This is a genomic window from Clostridium sp. MCC353 (genome assembly GCF_018785315.1).
In the GTDB taxonomy this organism is placed as follows: domain Bacteria; phylum Bacillota; class Clostridia; order Lachnospirales; family Lachnospiraceae; genus CHH4-2.
Genome location: NZ_WQPN01000093.1, coordinates 38,214 through 57,297, shown reverse-complemented (window position 1 = coordinate 57,297; position 19,084 = coordinate 38,214). Strand labels below are relative to the sequence as shown.

General features: G+C 47.0%; 15 protein-coding genes. 2 read left to right on the top strand and 13 right to left on the bottom strand.

The genetic code is table 11. The annotated features are described in order from the left end of the window. The 3 genes from GPL15_RS16380 to GPL15_RS16370 form a co-directional block, all read right to left on the bottom strand. On the bottom strand, positions 1-680 hold a 680-nt coding region (locus tag GPL15_RS16380), incomplete at its 3' end, for a hypothetical protein (protein WP_215699764.1). A gap of 501 nt (positions 681-1,181) precedes the next feature. Further along, a complete protein-coding gene (garD, locus tag GPL15_RS16375) occupies positions 1,182-2,699 on the bottom strand; it encodes a galactarate dehydratase (RefSeq protein WP_215699763.1) in 1,518 nt (505 codons plus the stop codon). A gap of 43 nt (positions 2,700-2,742) precedes the next feature. Next, positions 2,743-4,050: a lactate racemase domain-containing protein gene (locus GPL15_RS16370; protein WP_215699762.1), complete on the bottom strand. Its 1,308-nt coding sequence runs from the start codon at positions 4,048-4,050 to the stop codon at positions 2,743-2,745. Between the two features lie 219 nt (positions 4,051-4,269). Between GPL15_RS16370 and GPL15_RS16365 the strand changes: the two genes are divergently transcribed. Beyond that, positions 4,270-5,178: a LysR family transcriptional regulator gene (locus GPL15_RS16365; RefSeq protein ID WP_215699761.1), complete on the top strand. Its 909-nt coding sequence runs from the start codon at positions 4,270-4,272 to the stop codon at positions 5,176-5,178. Between the two features lie 295 nt (positions 5,179-5,473). After that, positions 5,474-6,919 (top strand): MATE family efflux transporter, encoded by a 1,446-nt coding sequence (locus GPL15_RS16360; protein ID WP_215699760.1) that lies wholly within the window; start codon positions 5,474-5,476, stop codon positions 6,917-6,919. On the opposite strand, the gene GPL15_RS16355 is transcribed toward GPL15_RS16360, so the two are convergent. The 10 genes from GPL15_RS16355 to GPL15_RS16310 form a co-directional block, all read right to left on the bottom strand. Next, the gene (locus tag GPL15_RS16355; protein WP_215699759.1) at positions 6,914-8,566 is read right to left on the bottom strand and encodes an iron ABC transporter permease; all 1,653 of its coding nucleotides are present in this window, start codon (positions 8,564-8,566) and stop codon (positions 6,914-6,916) included. The genes GPL15_RS16360 and GPL15_RS16355 overlap by 6 nt on opposite strands. Beyond that, entirely contained in the window at positions 8,559-9,653 is a 1,095-nt protein-coding gene (locus GPL15_RS16350) for an ABC transporter ATP-binding protein (RefSeq protein WP_215699758.1), read from the bottom strand. Before GPL15_RS16350 ends, GPL15_RS16355 begins: the two co-directional genes overlap by 8 nt. A 12-nt stretch (positions 9,654-9,665) precedes the next feature. Further along, the gene (locus tag GPL15_RS16345; RefSeq protein ID WP_215699757.1) at positions 9,666-10,826 is read right to left on the bottom strand and encodes an extracellular solute-binding protein; all 1,161 of its coding nucleotides are present in this window, start codon (positions 10,824-10,826) and stop codon (positions 9,666-9,668) included. A 56-nt stretch (positions 10,827-10,882) separates the two neighbouring features. After that, positions 10,883-11,779, bottom strand: coding sequence for an N-acetylmuramic acid 6-phosphate etherase (gene murQ / locus GPL15_RS16340; RefSeq protein ID WP_215699756.1), 897 nt, complete (start codon positions 11,777-11,779; stop codon positions 10,883-10,885). A gap of 48 nt (positions 11,780-11,827) precedes the next feature. Beyond that, on the bottom strand, positions 11,828-12,673 hold the full coding sequence (locus GPL15_RS16335) for a MurR/RpiR family transcriptional regulator (RefSeq protein ID WP_215699755.1): 846 nt from the start codon (positions 12,671-12,673) through the stop codon (positions 11,828-11,830). A gap of 248 nt (positions 12,674-12,921) precedes the next feature. Continuing rightward, positions 12,922-14,106 carry a mannonate dehydratase gene (locus GPL15_RS16330; protein WP_346344989.1) on the bottom strand — a complete coding sequence of 395 codons (1,185 nt, stop codon included), beginning with the start codon at positions 14,104-14,106 and terminating at the stop codon, positions 12,922-12,924. A gap of 201 nt (positions 14,107-14,307) precedes the next feature. Continuing rightward, positions 14,308-15,378, bottom strand: a complete 1,071-nt coding sequence (locus GPL15_RS16325; RefSeq protein WP_215699754.1) for a tripartite tricarboxylate transporter substrate binding protein — start codon at positions 15,376-15,378, stop codon at positions 14,308-14,310. 73 nt (positions 15,379-15,451) lie between these two features. Further along, positions 15,452-16,963, bottom strand: a complete 1,512-nt coding sequence (locus GPL15_RS16320) for a tripartite tricarboxylate transporter permease (protein WP_215699753.1) — start codon at positions 16,961-16,963, stop codon at positions 15,452-15,454. Between the two features lie 10 nt (positions 16,964-16,973). Beyond that, positions 16,974-17,462 (bottom strand): tripartite tricarboxylate transporter TctB family protein, encoded by a 489-nt coding sequence (locus GPL15_RS16315; RefSeq protein WP_215699752.1) that lies wholly within the window; start codon positions 17,460-17,462, stop codon positions 16,974-16,976. A 130-nt stretch (positions 17,463-17,592) separates the two neighbouring features. Continuing rightward, a complete protein-coding gene (locus tag GPL15_RS16310; protein ID WP_215699751.1) occupies positions 17,593-18,936 on the bottom strand; it encodes an enolase C-terminal domain-like protein in 1,344 nt (447 codons plus the stop codon). Between the last annotated feature and the right edge of the window lie 148 nt (positions 18,937-19,084).

Sequence of the window (19,084 nt, the reverse complement as noted above, 5' to 3'; positions counted from 1 at the left end):
ATATTCGACGCCTCCGTTCCATGTTCCCTTAAAAACTCCACAAGAAGCCCCTCGTTTTCACAGTCCGATATCGCCTGAATAATTGCTTCATCCCTGGTCTTCCCGATTTTCATACAATCACGGATCTTTTGGATAAAGCTGGAATACTCATAAATTGGACGGCATTGCTTTAATATCGGATGGTCTGCCGACAGGTTTATATTGATTACTTTCACCTTTAATTCTAACATAGGTTCCCCGTCTTTTACAAGGTAGGCACCCGATAATCTCAGTTCCTTTTCCGCAGCAAACGGAGCCGTTCCATTATAAAATACATAGAATTCCGGTGCCGGGATGGAGATCAGGCGGGTTTTATATAACGCCTTCGGTTCTACCAGTTTCTCAATCGTTCTACCAAAATAAATCACATCCCGTAAAGGCATGTTTTCATTCACTGTGGACTGGTGTTCACTGATTACCAATACTCTTTTTTTCACGGTAAACGCCATATCGTTCTTCCTAGCCATGAACAGCACTCCGCTCAATGTCGTATAATCAATATCTTCCGGCTTCACCTCCTCGCCCGGCTCCAGGGCCTGATAAAGGGCGGCCGCATTCTTCGGATCGCTGAATAATGCCGTAAATGCGCTGGATTTCACCTCACGGTTGCTGGTTTCTTTTGTTATACTATTATTAAACATACAGTATCCTCCTAATGCCTTTGTTTTTTTAATAGGAAAATGCGGCCGAAACGGCCTGTAGAATGTGGATGACTTCCACAATATCAGAATACTACTGCTGTAGCCCAGCAATATCTATGACTATCGTATAATTATACCAGTAAAAATGTTATTTCTCAATGATTTTATAGATTAAATCTGAGAATTGTATTTTATAGATTAAATCTGAGAATTGAAATCTGAGAATAAATCTGAGAATTAATCTGAGACTTCTGATCTAAAAAAATAATCCGGAGAATAATAAAACGAAGAATATTAAACCAGAGAATCTAACAAAAATAAGCTCATATCTCAGTACCCTAAAGCCGATAATCTCACACCTCAGCACCCAAAAGCGGATCATGCCATACTCAAAATCCCGCACTCAAAACTCTCCATAAAAAAACACACCCGGGCAATCCCCCTTCATCAATCTCTCAGGAAGCACCGCCCAGGTGCACTTAAAATCTACATCCGGCCGAATCAGGTAATCGGCGCCGGGTTAAAGATGCACAAGTCATTATGAAGTTTATATTTCTCTGCAAAACTCTGCTTTCTACCGCTGGCCACATCCACGATCTCGTTAAACAGCAGCGTTCCGATATCCTCAATCGTGGCATCACCAGTGGCAATGGGGCCCGCATTCACATCGATCAGATCCGGCCACTGCTCTTTCATATCATTTCTGGAGCAAACCTTTATTACCGGAGCGATTGCAAGGCCATAAGGGGTGCCGCGGCCTGTCATGAATACCTGAAGGCCGATTCCGGACGCCAGTTGGCAGGGGCCGCAGACAATATCGCTGGCAGGGGTGGCTGCATAGATCAGGCCCTTCTTAGACGGTTTTTCTGCCGGGGAAAGCACTTCTACAACCGGGGATGTACCGGACTTTGCGATGGAACCCATGGCTTTTTCCACGATATTGGAAAGCCCGCCTTTTTTATTGCCCGGCGTCGGGTTGGCGCTGCGGTCAACCTGGCCTTCCTCCAGATAGTGGTCATACCATTTCATTTCAGCAGCCAGTTTTTTCCCTACTTCCTCATTCACACAGCGCTCTCCGATCAGGTAAACCCCGTCACGCACTTCCGTAACCTCGGAAAACAATACGGTGGCTCCGCCTTTTACCAGCATATCAGCAGCATAACCGGCCGATGGATTTGCCGTTACACCGGAAAATGCGTCGCTTCCTCCGCACTGCAGGCCGATCAGCAGATCGGACAGCGGAAGAACTTCCCTCTTTCTTTCATTTAAAATGGCCAGCTTCTTTTCCGCCATCTCCATAAGAGCGTCGATCATAGCGTCAAAGCCTTTTTTCTCCTGAAGGATGATGACATTTTCCGGAGTGATATCAGCTTCGTCACACAGCATTTCCACAGTAAACTTCTCACATCCAAGGCCCACAACCATGAGCTGCCCGCCAAAGTTGGGATGTTTGGACAGGTTTCTTAACGCACGGATGGGAACTTTGGCTTCCGGCGCATTGATGGCAACGCCGCAGCCATATGCATGGTTGATGGGCACGATATCGTCCACATTGGGATATTTAGGGAGAAGTTCTGCCTTCATCTTAGCGACGGCCACATTCAGCACGCCCGTCACACACTGAACGGTGGTGCTGATTCCCAATATATTGCGGGTGCCCGCATAACCGCCGTCAGGATTGCGGTAGCCTTCCCAAGCAGTAACCGGCGGTGTCGGGAGGTCTGTCACAAGGTTTGTGCCGAATACCATCTCGTCTACGGACGGCGGTGTGGGCAGAACCAGCATCTTTTCGTTGATCCAGTCACCTTTTTTAATCGGGTCAGTGGCATAGCCCAAAATGACGCCATAGCGGATGATTTTCCCATCTTTAGGAATGTCGCAAAGCGCAATTTTATGCGCCTGGGGAATGTCCTGGGTAGCTGTAATTCCCGGCATCACCTCGGTGCCGGCTTTGATTTCATTGACTGCGATAGCCACATTATCTTCTTCTTTGATTTTAATATACAGTGGTGCGCTCAAATCATTACCTCCTCTTTAAACAGTTGTATGTAACAGTTGTATTTTACATTGGTGTGATCAGGTTTTCATCCTCATCGAATTCCAGGTCCGCCGGTTCTGAATCAGCAGTTACGCCCGGGTATCTGCCGTTTTTCACATCCTCATAATAAGCTTCCGACAGCATGATATTTCCCACATGAAGGGTGTTCTTAATCCTCACAACCCTGCATTTTTTCCTGTCTTCCACACCGTTGGCGGTGCGGATGCATGCCTGGATGGCCTCTTTGTCCGTGGCGACCACCGGGGGCATCATGCCGGAACGGAGCACTGTGCTTGTAAAGCAGTTGGGATAAATCACTTCCGAATCCAGCTTATCATACATTCTGGCGGTAATAATATCCGCCAGCCCCATGCCGTTGGCATTTCCATGGGAGCAGTCCGTCAAATCCAGGAAACAGGTACGTTTTACCTTCAGCCCGCCTTTACCGAACTCCGTTGACCAGGTTCCAGAGATGTTGGGGTCAACTCCGGTTCCGCTGTAATTTTTCCCCATTTCATTTACCACCAAAACATCCGCTTCATCCACCAGAATGCTGGGCATATTGGAAAATGCCGTCTTTAAAAGCTCTGGCTCCCGTTCAAAAATCTTGTCCTTAGGTATGGCTTCGATGAGCGCCGTTTCGTCATAGGCATTTTCAACACATGGAATGGCAAACAGGATATTGGATTTCTCCGCAACCACTTTTGCGTTGGCAGGCAGATTCCGTGCCATATTGCCGAGGCCGTCGCTATGTACGCTTTCAGCGCCCTTCTGTTTTCCCAGGCCCACAACCATCATCTTGCAGACGCCGCTTTCATAAGGCCCCCTGAATGCATTATGAGGTTTTATCCGGCAGGAAATGATGATTCCGTCGGCTTCATGGGCATTCTTATCCTGATATACCGGTTTCCCATACTCAGAATATCCTAACATCACGGTTTCCATGGACGATTTCACCGGACATCCCATGCTCTCTTCCGTGATGTTATAACCCTCCAGCAATTCTTTCTGTCCCCGTGCATCCGCGCCTCCATGGCTTCCCATGGCGGGCACAATAAATGGGCTGGCCCCCTTCTCCTTACAGAAATCCACAATCGCTTTGGTGATAATGTCCACATTGGCAACCCCCCGGCTTCCCGCGGTGATGGCAATGCTCATCCCCGGCTTAATGGCGGCCCCAATCTCCGGTCTGGAAAGCTGGCCGTATACAACTGCCGGGATTTCAGACGGATCGATTCTGTCTTTGTTAAATGTCTGCGTTGCATGGAACATCTTTGGAATCTCCACATCCTGAAGCAGACGGGAAACATTTCCCCCTTTTACAATCCGCATAACTGACCCTCCTCCTGTAAAATTATCCTTTATCCTCATTATAGCGCATAGAATTTATTAAGTAAAATTAATATTTTTTAGTTTTTAATAAGTGAAATTAAGAGTTCTCTATTGATTCCAATTCAATTTTATTATATAACTGACTTATGAATGTGAACAGCCGAAAAATAAGAGGAGCACAGTATTTGCGCCAAAAACGCTCCGGCATGGAGGAACTTTATGGATCTGAAACAAATCGAATATATTGTAAAAATTGCCGATGAAAACAACATCACAAGGGCGGCCGAAAAGCTGTTTATCACCCAGTCCGCCCTGAACCAGCAGCTTCTTAAACTGGAGAAGGAACTGGGCCTTCAATTGTTTTACCGTTCCCGGACAGACTGGCATCCTACGGAAGCCGGGCTGGTCTATCTGGAAAATGCCAGGGAGATTCTGCGAATCAAACGGAAAACCTACAGCATTTTAAATGACATGGCTGAATCCCAAAAGGGAAAGCTTTCCGTAGGCTTTACTTCCGGCCGTGGAATCGCCATGTTTTCCGCGGTCTACCCTGATTTCCACCGCCTCTATCCCACAGTCATAGTGGAGCCAATGGAACTCAGCGTCAAACAGCAGCAGGAACTGATTTCACGGGGTGATCTGGATATCGGATTTCAAACGCTCTGTGAAAAACAGAAAAACGGCAGCAATTTCATCACTCTGATGCAGGAAGAGATCATCCTGGCCATACCCAAAGGCCATCCCTTAGGCACATTGGCAGCCCCCGAGGGACAGCCCTTTCACACGCTCAGCCTGTCCGAATTGAAATACGAACCTTTTGTGCTCATGTACAAAGGGTCCACCATCCGGCCTCTGGTGGAATCCGCGTTTCAGGAGGCCGGGTTTGTGCCCAATGTGCTGTTTGAAACCTCCAATAACCTGGCCATTGTGACCATGATAAAATCCAACTTATGCTGCGGCCTTCTTCCTTATTATTATGTAAAAAAGGACAGGGAAGGCATGGCCTGTTTCTCCCTGCCGAAAAAACTGGAATGGGAGATGACCGTCAGCTACAGAAAGGACGGATATCTGAGTGAAGCCGCCCGCGAATTCATCCGCCTGGCAAAGATATTCTGTAATACGCCCTAATGATGTCTGTTAAAAAATGATTCCTGCCCCCTGAACGCCTTAACGAAACCGATTGGTTTGTAAATTCTGCGTAACGGTTCAGATAGGTCTGCACATTTACTGCGCGGACCGTACGAAAACATAGCGGATGCAGGCATTCTGCACATATATACCGAGGTAAATCTTTGTGTACCATTGCCAATTACACCGCTCCAAAAAATGTGCTAGGATATAAGCTGCAGAACGGCTGTATCAATGATGAGAAGGTCTCTCGTCGCTGATGCAGCCGTTTTATTTTTGAAAATGGAGGTAATTTATGGAACACACATTAAATACAAATCAATACCTGGCAGAGGGGAAGATCGGAAAACTGATGATGAAATTCTCCATTCCCTGCATCATGTCACTTCTCGTTTCATCTCTGTACAATATCGTCGACCAGATATTTATCGGAAGAGGAATCGGATATCTGGGAAATGGAGCCACCAACATCATCTTTCCGGTCACCGTGATTGCCCTTTCCCTGGCCCTGCTCACAGGAGACGGATGCGCCGCCTATCTCAGCATCTGCCAGGGTATGAAGGACGAAAAAAGAGCGAAAAAGAGCGTGGGAAACGCGGTATCATTTATCATAGCGGTCAGCCTTATTTTCACTCTGTTTGTCGCCCTTTCCCGGGATAACCTGCTGTGGGCCTTCGGCGCCACGGAAGGCAATATCGGCTATGCCAAAGAGTATTTCTTCTATATTATTATGGGCATACCATTTTTTATGTTTGCCAACAGCATGAATTCCATCATAAGGGCGGACGGAAATCCCCAGTTCGCCATGCTTTCCACATTGATCGGAGCTGTAATCAACGTGATCTTAGATCCTGTGGCGATTTTCGTGCTGCACTGGGGCATGGCCGGAGCGGCGGCGGCCACCATTACCGGGCAGATCATTTCCGCTATTTTGGCCGGTTATTATCTGATCCACACAAAAACCTTTCATCTGAGCAGGGACAGCTTTCTGCCTGATCTTAGTGTGATGAAAAAATTCCTGCCTTTGGGCATCAGCAGCTTTTTGACCCAGATTTCCATCGTTATCATCATGGCTGTTATGAACAACACCCTTGTCACTTACGGGGCCCAGTCCAAATACGGAGCTGATATCCCTCTAACGGTTGTAGGCATCGTGATGAAAGTCTTCCAGATTGTCATCGCTGTCGTGGTAGGCATCGCTGCAGGTTCCCAGCCAATTATCGGATTTAACTACGGAGCCGGTAAATACAGACGGGTAAAAGAGATATTTAAAACCATGCTAATGGCGGAAGCCTGTGTGGGAATCATAGCCACCATCTGTTTTGAGGCATTTCCGCAGCAGATCATTTCCATATTCGGAAGTGAAAGCGACTTATACAATGAATTCGCAGTTATGGCCTTCCGCCTGTTCCTGTCCACAATTTTATTCTGCTGTATCCAGAAAGCCACCAGCATATTCCTCCAGGCCCTTGGAAAACCGTTCTTATCCACCGGATTGTCACTTCTCCGTGATTTTATCCTCAGTGTGCCTTTAGTTTTGATCCTGCCCCGCTATATGGGGCTGACCGGAACCTTATACAGCGCCCCAGTCTCGGATATCGTTACACTGATCGCTGTGTTCTTTGTCACTGGCTATATTTTCCGGCATCTGAAGCAGAAAGAAGGACAGACCTCCACCGAAACCGATGTTCCGGCAGACGTCTGCCCTTCCAGACAGGCGGCGCCCAGCGCCCTGTTATAACTCTATTTCTCTCTTGCCTGTTAATTTAAAGAATAAAAGCAGAACACAGACGGTCAGCAGGCTGAGCATGGAGGACAGGGCGGACGCTGTCCCGTAGTTTCCGTCCATCACCTGAAAATAAATTGCAATGGTAATGGTCTGGGTAGAGGTCACCCAAAGCATGACAGAAGCGCTCAGCTCAGTGATGATCGACAGCCAGCTCATGATGGCGCCGGACATAATCCCGCTGGCCATCATGGGCAGCGTAATGCATACAAATGTTTTGAATCCATTGGCTCCCAGGCTCAGAGACGCCTCTTCCACCCCAAGGTCAATCTGCCTGAGAATCGCCTCGCTGCTCCGGATTGTATAAGGCAGCCTTCTGATGACCCAGGCCATGATAATGATCACCGCTGTTCCGCTCAGTAACAGCGGTTTTTTATTAAAAGAAAGGATCAGGGCGATGCCCAGCACAGACCCCGGTATGATATACGGAAACATGGAGATCACATCCAGAAATGATGTGAGTTTATTCCGTCTGCGGACCGAAGTATAGGCGATCACAACCCCCAATGTAATAATGATGGCCAGGGCAATGGCAGAGAACAAAAATGTATTTTTTATAGTCATGCCCATGGTTTCCAGGGATTTCGTATAGTTTTCCAGTGTAAACCCGCCTATGAACAGAGTGCCTTTTGTCTTTTGAAACGAATTGTACAAGACTACCAGCATGGGAAGAATGGCAAAACCAGCACACAGATAGACAAACAAATGCGCCAGCACATTCTTAACCCCCGTTTCTTTCCTGGGTTCCACCGGCCTCAGCGCGGACATCTCGATCTTTTTCCGCCCTGATACATAACGCTGCAAGAGGAAAATCACCGTAGTAAATAAAATGATCACCACACTGATTGTGGCTGCCAGCGTTTTGTCATTGGACACGTCCCCAATAAAAGAATCATAAATCAGGGTGGGCAGCGTCCGGTATCCTTCTCCAATGAGTTTCGGCGTACCAAAATCAGCCAGTATCCTCATAAATACCAACAACCCCGATCCCAGAATCGTGGGAAGGATCAGCGGAATCACGATTTCCCGTATCCGGTTCCATCCTTTGCTGCCCAGGCTTTCCGCCGCCTCAATCAGAGAGCTGTCCATATTCTTCAGCGCCCCTGAAACATAGAGATACACGAGCGGCATCAGCTTCAGGGTGAATACAAGAAGAATTCCGCCAAACCCATAGATCCCGCCGTAATTAATTCCGATTTTCTTCAATAAACCGGTAATGAGCCCGGCCCTGCCCAGCAAAATGACCCAGGAGTACGCGCCGATAAACGGCGGGGAAACAACCGATATCATCAGCATGATATCGATGAGCCCTTTGCCTTTGATCTTTATGGTCCTGCTGATATAGGCCAAAGCAGTGCCTGCCGCGCACGTCAGAAAGGTGGCAAGAGTGGTCACTTTTAAGCTGTTGATGATCGTATTGGTGTAATATTTTTTGCTGAAAAATTTGATAAACGTATCAAACTGAAAGGTTCCTGCCGCTGAGTCATAGACACTGTTTATCAGTATTTTTGATATGGGGTAGATGAAGAAGATACCAAAATAGACAAAACAGATTATGGAAATCAGCGTCCACCCGTCAATCCTCATTCTTTTTCTATTCATGCTTCTTCACATCCTTCATCAGCGAATCACCGCTCTCCATATCAAACAAATTGATTTCTTCCATATCAAATCCAAGCGTCACCTGATCTCCGGGCAATCTCATTCTTTTTTTGATATCCTGGGAAATTTCCACCTTACTGCCGTCCGCCATCCTGATAATGTAGCGCATTTCAGTTCCCAGGAAAATATTCTCCTCAACTTCTCCCCGGATTCCTTTCTCCTGAAAACTCAATTCCGTAGGCCGGATGACCGCTTTCACTTTCTGTCCGTGGTTCACAGAAGACGTTAACCTGCTGGTTTGATATTCACTTCCGTCGAAAAATTTTACAAAGGTTTGGGTGCCTCTTTTCACAACTTCACAGTCAAACAAATTGCTCTGGCCGATAAATGTGGCCACAAACAGGTTGGAGGGCCGGCAGTAGACTTCCACCGGAGTGCCGATCTGCTGAATCACGCCTTTATTCATAACCGCAATCCGGTCCGACATGGAAAGGGCCTCTTCCTGATCGTGGGTTACGTATAATGTGGTGATTTTATATTGGTTCTGTATATTTTTAATAGCAAGCCTCATCTCCACACGGAGTTTGGCATCCAGATTGCTTAGAGGTTCATCCATAAGAAGCACATCCGGCTGGATAACAATCGCCCGTGCCAGCGCAATCCGCTGCTGCTGGCCTCCGCTCATATCAGAAGGGAGGCGGTCCTTCAAACCTGCAATCTGAACCACATCCAGGATATCGTTCACTCTTTTTGAATACTCCGGGTCCTTAATCTTCCGCTGTTTCAGGCCGTAACCCACATTTTTTTCCGCCGTCATGTGGGGAAATACCGCATAGTTTTGAAATACCATTCCAATATTTCTGTTGTAAGGCGGCAGATGGTTGATCAGCTTGTCATTAAAATAAAAGCTGCCTCCCTCAATCGTATTAAATCCGGCAATCATTCTGAGGAGTGTGGTCTTGCCACAGCCGCTGGAGCCAAGGAGAGTAAAAAACTCTCCCTGGCGGATGTTTAGTGACAGGTCGGGTATTATGACCTTATCCCCATACTTTTTAACCGCGTGCTCGATCTTAATTGAAACGCTCATATGTTTTCCCTCTTATTCCAGAATGTCCAGATACAAATCCTCATACCGTTTCAAAATATCTTCTTTTTTATCTGCCGACCACTGGGTGGTGATCGGAATGGTATGCAGAGAAGAAATATCCATCTTATAGTCCGCAATCTCCACGCCGCTCATCAGCGGGTTGGCGCCTAAGACCTTTGCGCCTAAGACAGACTGCCCTTCTTTGCTGGACATATAATCCACAAACTTCTTGGCATTTTCCATATTTGATGCATTTTTAATGACCGCTACGGAACTCTGTTTTGGAATAACGCCTTCTTCCATATAGACTACGCCCACATTTTCCACCTTATCTGCCAGGTATTCCTGGGCAGGGGTATCCCAGGACATGCCGACCGCGTATTCCCCGGAAAGCACGCCTTTATAGGTAGCGCTGGAGCTGTCCACAATGATGCCGTCCAGATTCTTTAAAAATTCCTCAACATAGGCCCAGGCCTCATCCGAATCCACTTTTTCATCCAGGGTGTCTCCTTTTCCCATGGCCAGCACCATATTTTCCAACTGATTGTAGGCGCTGGAGCTGGAAGCCGCATTGCCCATGGCGATCTTTCCCTTTAATTCAGGTTTCAGAAGATCAGCATACCCTGTAATTTCAAAATCCACCAGTTCCTTATTGTAAATGATGACGGGAATGGCGTAATTGATATTTGTTGCATAACCGGATGTATTCCTGAACGCCTGGTCATAAAGGCTGTCATTTTCCGAAATATAGGATTCAAAATAGGAAGTGTCGCTGAGAATATAGCTTTCTGGAATCCACGCTACATCGCCATAAGGGTTCTGTGCTTCTGCCTGGATTCTGGCGTTGATCTCTCCTGTTGAACCGCGGATCAATTCCACCTTAATACCTGTAGCTTCTTCAAATGCCGGGAGCACAATATCCAGATTATCCTGGGCTGTTGATGTATACAGTACCAGTTTTCCGCCTTCCGGCTTATTTTCCGTCCCATTTCCGCCCTCTGGTTCCGTTTTTTTCTCTTCCTGGGCTGCCTCCGTTTTCGTTTCCGGAGCGGTTGTTTCCTGAACGGTTGTCTCCCCGGCTTTCGCTGCCGCCGTTTCTTTTGTGGCCGGTGAACAGCCGGCACAGGTGAGAACTAAACTCGCTGCTGTTAACACACTGATAATTTTTTTCATATTACCCTCGATTCCGCCGTTTTACACAGCTAAGACTTTATGAATAAGTTTCCCTTTCACACGTTTAAGGCCTCTCTGATATGGCCGTCTGCACGTTCCAGACATCTTCTGGCCTCATTGATTTCACAATGAAGCAGGACCTTTGTAATTGCCAGTTTGGTATTCCCTTCAGCCGCTTCCAAGGCCTCTCTGGCCTCTTCACGCCCGCACTGAGCCGCCATCATAACCATATTCTCCGCTCTTGCCTTCAGCTTATCATTGGTTGGAACCACATCCACCATCAGATTTTGATATGCCTTGCCGATCCCCACCATGCTGGCTGTGGATATCATGTTCAGGACCATTTTCTGAGCTGTTCCGCATTTTAAACGGGTGGAGCCGGTCAGCACTTCCGGGCCGACAATGGGTTCAATTGCCAGATCCGCTTCCATAGCCATGGGAGAATTATGGTTGCATACGATGACAGCCGTTTTACACCCTGTCTTTTTCGCATATTTCAAACCATATACCACATAGGGCGTCCGGCCGCTGGCCGCTATCCCGATCACCGTATCCCGGGAGGTGAGACCGATTCTCTTTAAATCCTCCACCCCGGTAATCTGGCTGTCTTCCGCCCCCTCTGCCGCTTTTACAAATGCATATTCTCCTCCGGCTATAAGACCGATCACCACGTCCGGCGATACGCCGAATGTGGGAGGGCATTCCACCGCATCCAAAAGCCCCATACGGCCGCTGGTTCCTGCTCCCATATAAATAATTCTTCCGCCATTTCTCAGGCTTTCCGTACACCATTTCACTGCTGCGGCAACCTGGGGCAGCACCTTTTTCACCGCTTCTATCACGCGGCCGTCTTCCTGGTTCATCACGCCGGCAATTTCCAGCGGCGTCATCTGATCCAGGTTAATTGTACGGGCATTTCTCGATTCTGTTGTCATATTTTCTAAATCAAGCACCGGTTTTCCTCCTCATACCACTTCAAAAGACCCAAGCTTTTTTATTTCTCATTCTGCCGGTTTATTAATGTGGGTGCGCCTAAGCTGCTTCATGCTGTCATCAAAATTGCAGTTCATATAAGCGGTATACAGGATATCGATCATGTTGAGCTGCGATATTCTGGATGACATGGCGCCGCTTCTGATAATAAATTCCGTAGCTGCCACACATAGATTATAATCGGCCAGTTTTGCCAGCGGCGATTCTTCAAAACGCGAAATCACAATGATGGGCGCGCCTTTTTTTCTGATTTCCTTTGCACACCGGATCATCTCCTGCGTCAGGCCCGAATAACTGATAATAATCGCCACGCAGTCCGGGCGGATATTCATGGCCTGTAAAAGCTGGGCATGCCAGTCGTCACAAACATGGCAGCTCTTATTAACCCTTAAAAATTTCAAATAAGCATCCCTGGCCACGAGAAGGGACGACCCCATCCCGAATAAATAAACAGAACTGCACTCCCTCAACAGCTCCACACAGCGCTGCAGCACGGACAAATCCACCAGTTTTCTGGTATTTTCAAGAGAGACGATATTTTTATATGTAACCTTATCGACAATCGCTTCCAGGCTGTCGTCCCTTTTGATCTCATCCATCTGTTTCTTGTCTGCTTCCTTTCGGACTGCCAGTTCATACATTAAAGATCTTTGAAATTCCTTATATCCATCAAAACCAGTCTTATGGCACAATCGGATGATTGTGGAAGGCGATGAGAATGTCCTCTCTGCAAGCTCATGAATGCTGCAGCCGCTGAACGATTCCGGATTCGTCAGCAGGTTAGAGAGAATCCCCTTTTCAGCGCCGCTGGCCTGCGCTGAATACTCTTGTAACCGTACCAGTACACTTTTCATCAGTATTCCTCCGTCTTCTGTTTTCATGATATCATAACGAACAATGTTGTCAATATTATACACAATATGCGGTACTTTGTACCATATTTTGAATAAAATCATTTTATATTTTTAAGTTAAATGACATCTTTAGACATTTAACGATAATTGGTCAAAAATAACGGAGATACCGCATATCCGGCAATTTGCCAAACATACCATATCTCCGTCCTGATTTATTCCCGACCGGCAGCCTGCCGGTCCGCAGACTATCGGTCCGCAGCCTTCTGGTCCATAGTCTTCTGATCCATAGTCTTCCGGTCCGCAGCCTTCTGCTTCGCAATCCCTTCCCAAAGCCCCACCGCGTAGGCAGCGCCCAGGGCCCGGTCAAACAGGCCATAACCTGCAACCGGCTTTTTACCGTTCCAGCCGTCCGGCCTCTTCTCAATCACTACCGAACCATCCGCCTGGACCACCTCTTTTTCCGTCCACGCCTCATCCCAGATTCTTCTGCCGTGATCCGGGCGCAGGTATCCGTCAAAATCCGTATCGTGGAGCGCCCTCATGATCTCGCCCATGTCCTGTGATCCGCTCTCCGTCACATGGCCGGTTTCGTAAAAGTCACCGTTCTCTTCCAGCTTAATATTCCTGAAATGCACAAATGGAATCTTCTTCCTGGCGCCGAACTCCCTTATCATGGCAGGCAGGTCATTGTCCGCCGTGGAACCGAACGATCCGGTGCAGAAGGTGATGGCGTTAGACGGACTGTCAATATAGTTCAGTATCCGCCTGTAGTCTTCTGCGTTCTTAGCCAAACGGGGCAGCCCAAAAATCGGTCTGGGCGGATCGTCCGGATGCAGGGCCAGGATGATTCCCGCTTCTTCTGCAACAGGTACAACTGCGTCCAGGAAATATTTAAAGTTTTCCCAGAGCTCCTTTTCTCCGATGCCTTCGTAGGATTTCAACAGCTCCCTAAGCTGCTTTTGAGTATAATTTGTCCCCCATCCTGGAAGGTCAATCCCCTCGTCCGGGTCCACCTCCTGAACCTTTTCAATATCAAAGGAAAGGCAGTCCGACCCATCCGGAAGCACATGCGCCAAATCCGTTCTGGTCCAATCAAAAACCGGCATAAAATTATAGCAGATGATCTTGATCCCACACCTTGCCAGCATTCTAATATTCTTCTTATAATTTTCAATCAAAGCGTCCCTGGTATCATATCCCCTTTTAATATCTTCATGCACGCGGAAACTGTCCACGATCTCCAGTTTCAGGCCATAACGTTCCACTTCCTGTACCAGCCCGCGGATTACCGTTTCCTCCCACTCAACGCCCAGCGGCAGATGATACAGTGACGTCACAATCCCATAGATGTTGGGAACCTGTGAATATTGTTTCAGTGATACCGGATCTTTTTCGCCGTGCCAGCGCAGAATTAACCTCATTTTGCTCATGTTTCCCTTCTCCTTATCCGTTTGATTTCTAAAATGCCATGAATTCTTTCTGTCTTCATGATATCATTTTCCATATATAATATCTAATATTTATTTAAAATCAGCCCAATAAGCAGAACTTATCAGATACAGCGTCCCTTTAAAAAGGAAACGGCCCCTCCGGTTCTCACCGGAAGGGCCATTCCTCTTTAGGTTGATTAATTATTGAACTGTAGCTGCGATTTCTTCAAGCTGTGAGAAGATCTTGGCATCGTTAGCTTCAGAATCTGCTGCGTTCAGATATTTCGGAACCATAGCAAGGTTGTTTAAAGCTGCAACAACTTCTTCGTTCTCTGTCAGCTGTTTTGTAACTGCTTCATAAGCTGCGATCACTTCGTCTGGTGTATCTTTCGGGAAGTAGAAGGAGAATTCACAATCAGGATATACATAATCTACGCCCTGCTCTTTTAATGTAGGAAGATCACTTACAGTTTCATATCTTTCAGCTGTAGGAACGCCTAAGCATACGAAATCACCGGATTCCACATAATCTTTTGCGTTGCCATATGCGCCTGGCATCAAGTCAACCTGTCCGCCTAATAAAGCTGCGATCTTTTCAGAGTTAGATCCAACGTCTACTAAGTCAAGGTCAATGCCTGCTGCAACTTCAAGACCTAATAATTCATAATATGTATAAGCGCCAACTTCTGTACAAGCCATTAATTTTCCAGGATTTGCTTTTGCCTGCTCTACGAAGTCATTCCAGTCTTTGTACTTAGCAGCAGATGCATATAACTGCTGTGCTGGTTCCAGACAGAATGTAGGTCCTAATTTAAATGCTGTATAGTTGTAATCCGTAACGCCTGCAATGTTAGCAACGTTTACAAGGTTGTGTCCGTATAATACGGTGCATCCGTCAGCTGCTGCATCCAGAACCTGGTTCGCTGCTACGGAACCTGAAGCGCCGCCTGCATTAACTACAACTGAATCAAATCCAAGCTCTTTTGCGAACTGAGACCAAACACGAGCAGAAAGGTCTGTTGTACCGCCTGCTGATGCAGGAACTACGATAGAAATGGTTGTGCCTGGCTTCCAGTCTGATGCAGGAGCTTCTGCCTCAGCCTTTGTCTCGCCTTCAGCTTTTGATTCCTCTGCTTTTGTTTCTGTCTTAGCTGCCTCTGTCTTAGCTGCTTCAGTTTTTGCTGCTTCTGTTGTGCCTGATCCGCCGCCGCATGCTGCTAAGCTGACTGCCATACCAGCTGCCAATACTGTTGCTAAAATTCTTTTCCTCATAATCTCTTTCTCCTTTTAACTTTATTTATGTAAACCGGGTTCTATATCAATCCGGCTAAACATCACTCATCATCTACTCAGCTTTTTTGAGTTTTAACTTATAAGCTTTCCATTCCTTAAAGATAGACCAGGCAAGAACACCGATGGCCAGCGCGAAGAATACATCAAAAATCGGTCTTGTAAAGAACGCGCCGAAGCTCTTATACTGCATGAGCCCTCGTCTCAAATAGGTCTCAACCATCTCGCCGATCAGGAAACACAATACAAAGGGCGATACGGACATCTTAAACTTGGTAATCAGATAACCGATTACACCAAACAGAATGATGGACTGAACGTCGAAAATCTTATTGTTGGTCGCATAAGCGCCCACTGCACAGAGTACCAGAATAAACGGCATCAAAATGTGTTTCGGAATCTTGAGCAGCTGTACAAATCCTCTGATACCGAAGAACTCGATAATCAGCATGAAGAAACTGCACACAATACATGCTGCGAAAATACCGTAAACGATATCTGAACTCTTTGTAAACAGAAGAGGTCCTGTTGATAAACCGTGAATCAGGAATCCGCCCAACATCATAGCGGTAACGCCGTCTCCGGGGATACCCAGTACCAGCAGAGGAATCATAGCTCCGCCGATGGTAGCGTTGTTGGCTGTCTCAGTTGCAACGATACCGTCCGGGCATCCTTTACCGAACTCTTCCGGATGTTTGGACATATTCTTAGCGGTTACATAGGACATCATACCGGATGTACTTCCTCCGATACCAGGAAGAATACCGATACCCGTACCGATTAATGCGGAACGGAATGCATTGGGAAGCTGATATACAAATTCTTTCCAGCTGAAACCAAACCCTTTGATCTTATTGATCTTAACCGTCTCCAGGGCCTTTCCGCTTCCCATCTTCTCTGCGGTCAGCAGGATTTCAGAAATCGCGAAGATTCCGATCAGGGTTGGAAGGGTATCAAAACCTGCCAGCAGGGATTTGTTGCCAAATGTAAAACGGGCGATACCGTCGATCGGCGCCATGCCCACCATGGCTACCATAAGACCCGCCATACCGGACAGAATACCCTTTAACATGGAACCGGAAGCCAGTACGGCAACCATGGTAAGAGCGAACACGGAGATACCGAAGTTCTCTACAGGAGTAAATTTCAGAGCCACCTTAGCGATAGGCGGCGCTAAAAATGCCAGCACGAGGAAGGAAAAGATACATCCGATAAAAGAAAATACAATTCCGTATCCAAGCGCTTTTCCCGCTTCTCCCTTCTGAGCCATGGGATATCCGTCAAATGTTGTTGCAATCGAAGATGCCGTACCAGGCATGTTCAAAAGAATCGCTGAAATCAGACCTCCTGAAATACCTCCGATATAAACTGCTACCAGCAGGTTTAAACCGAGTGAAGCATTCAGTGTAAAGGTCAGCGGCAGAAACAAGGCTACGGCCATAGCTGCCGAAAGTCCCGGAATGGAACCAAAGATAATACCAACCGCAACGCCTGCTGCCATGAGAAGCAGTGACTGCGGAGTGCTGATTGCTATAAAAGCAGAACCTAACTTACCTAATGCGTCCATAAAATCCCTCCTATAAATTGATTGTGAATATACCTGCAGGCAGCACGATCTTAAATCCGTAACGGAATAAGAAGAAAACTGCGAATGTAAATACAATTGAAATAATTGTTAAAAACACAGGTTTTCTGCCATCGTCAGGCGCCAGAGTATACATCTGTAACGGAAGATATACAATGGTGGAAACAATAAATCCTACGGGTTTCATCACAAACACATAGACCAGGATCAATGCGAAGCTGATAAGAACTCTCCGGTAATCCGGTTTGTTTTCATCCTCTTCATACACTTTGCCCTTATTCTTAGCCAGCTCCTTAACGCTCAGTGCGGTGAGGGCAATACCGAGCACCAGTGTCAGCCAGCCGATACAAAGCGGCATGAAATCAGGTCCGATCTCCATAACCTTGGAGGCCGGAAGCGCATAGGCGGCGACAATCATAGCCACCGACAGCAGTATAAAGAAAATACCGACTGTCAAATCACCATATTTTTTAATAAACATTTACTTTTCCCCCTAATTTTTCTCTTGCGCGAACCCCCTAATGATTCGCGCAAGTCCAATTATAACGCTGTATCTTCAGTAAGTAAAATTAATTAATCTTATAATTTTCTTAGAAAAACTTTTTCGTTTCTCAACGCACCAAACATGGTTTCTTGGAATCGAACTTCCAGTTCGGAATCAGATACTGCATGGCTTCCGCGTCATTCCTGTCATGGTATGGAAGCTGGTTGTAAAGCTTGTTAGCCTCCATAACCCTGTCCATATTGATGGTTACGCCAAGTCCCGGCTTGTCCGGCACTTCCAGATATCCGTCTTTGATCTGCGGAGTGTCATCAAGAAGGTTCTGTCCGTCCTGCCAGATCCAGTGGGTATCGAGGGCGGTAGGATTGCCCGGCGCCGCCGCCGCCACATGGGCAAAGGCAGTCAATGTGATATCGAAATGGTTATTGGAATGGCTTCCCCAGGTAAGGCCCCAGTCATTTAAAATCTGAGCCATTCTCACGCTGCCGCCGAATCCCCAGAAATGAGGATCTGCCAGCACGATATCCACAGCCTTTAAGGCTGCTGCATGATAGAACTGTCTCCAGTCGGTGGCGATCATGTTCGTTGCCACAGGCAGGTTAACAGCATTCTTAAATTCCGCCATGATCTCACGGCTGCTGTATCCGGCTTCCGGCCCGCATGGGTCTTCTATGTAAGTGAGGACGCCTTCCATGGGCTTACAGATGCGGACCGCTTCTTCCAGGCTCCATGCGCCGTTGGGATCGATGTTGATCCTTCCTTCCGGGAACTGCTTTTTCAGGGCTTTGACGGCTTCCATCTCTTCAGCTCCGGCCAAAACGCCGCCTTTTAACTTGAAGTTTTTGAATCCGTATTTATCATTCAATGTACAAGCCTGTTCCACAATCCGTTCAGGCGTCAGCATCTCTTCCCTGCGGAGTTTAAACCAGGGATCCACACTGTAGCATTCGTCCAGATACGGGAGATCCGCTTTCCTTTTATCGCTCACATAGAACAGATAACCAAGTGTTTCCACTTTATCTCTCTGCTTTCCGTCCCCTAAAAGTTCACACATAGGAAGATCCAGATACTGTCCCAAAAGGTCGAGAAGCGCGCATTCAATCGCCCATTCCGCTTTCACTACGAATTTAAGTTTGCTGATGTCCAGGCTTTGGATTCCCTCTCCATCGTCGTCCGCCGATCTTTTAGACGCCTTATGGATGCTGTCCAGAATCTTCCGGTATGTACCCACCTGTTTTCCCACTACCAGAGGAATACAGCTTTTCAGAGCGTCACAGGTATAATCCCCGCCGTGGATTTCACCAATTCCGGTATGGCCTGCGCTGTCTTTAAGAATTACCAGGTTCCTTGTAAAAAAAGGACCGTGGGCGCCGCTCAGTGTCATAAGCATGCTGTCATGGCCTGCAACAGGAATCACCTGCATATCAACTACTATTGGTGTACCTTTTTCCATTTTTCCCCTCCCATTTAATATAATGATTAAAGCTTTTTACATTCCTCAACTATTCTGCTATAATAGTTAATAATTAATTCTCTATAGGAACTATAAATTTATTGTAATGCATTTTATGCAATTTTACCAATTAATAATTCTGATTGCA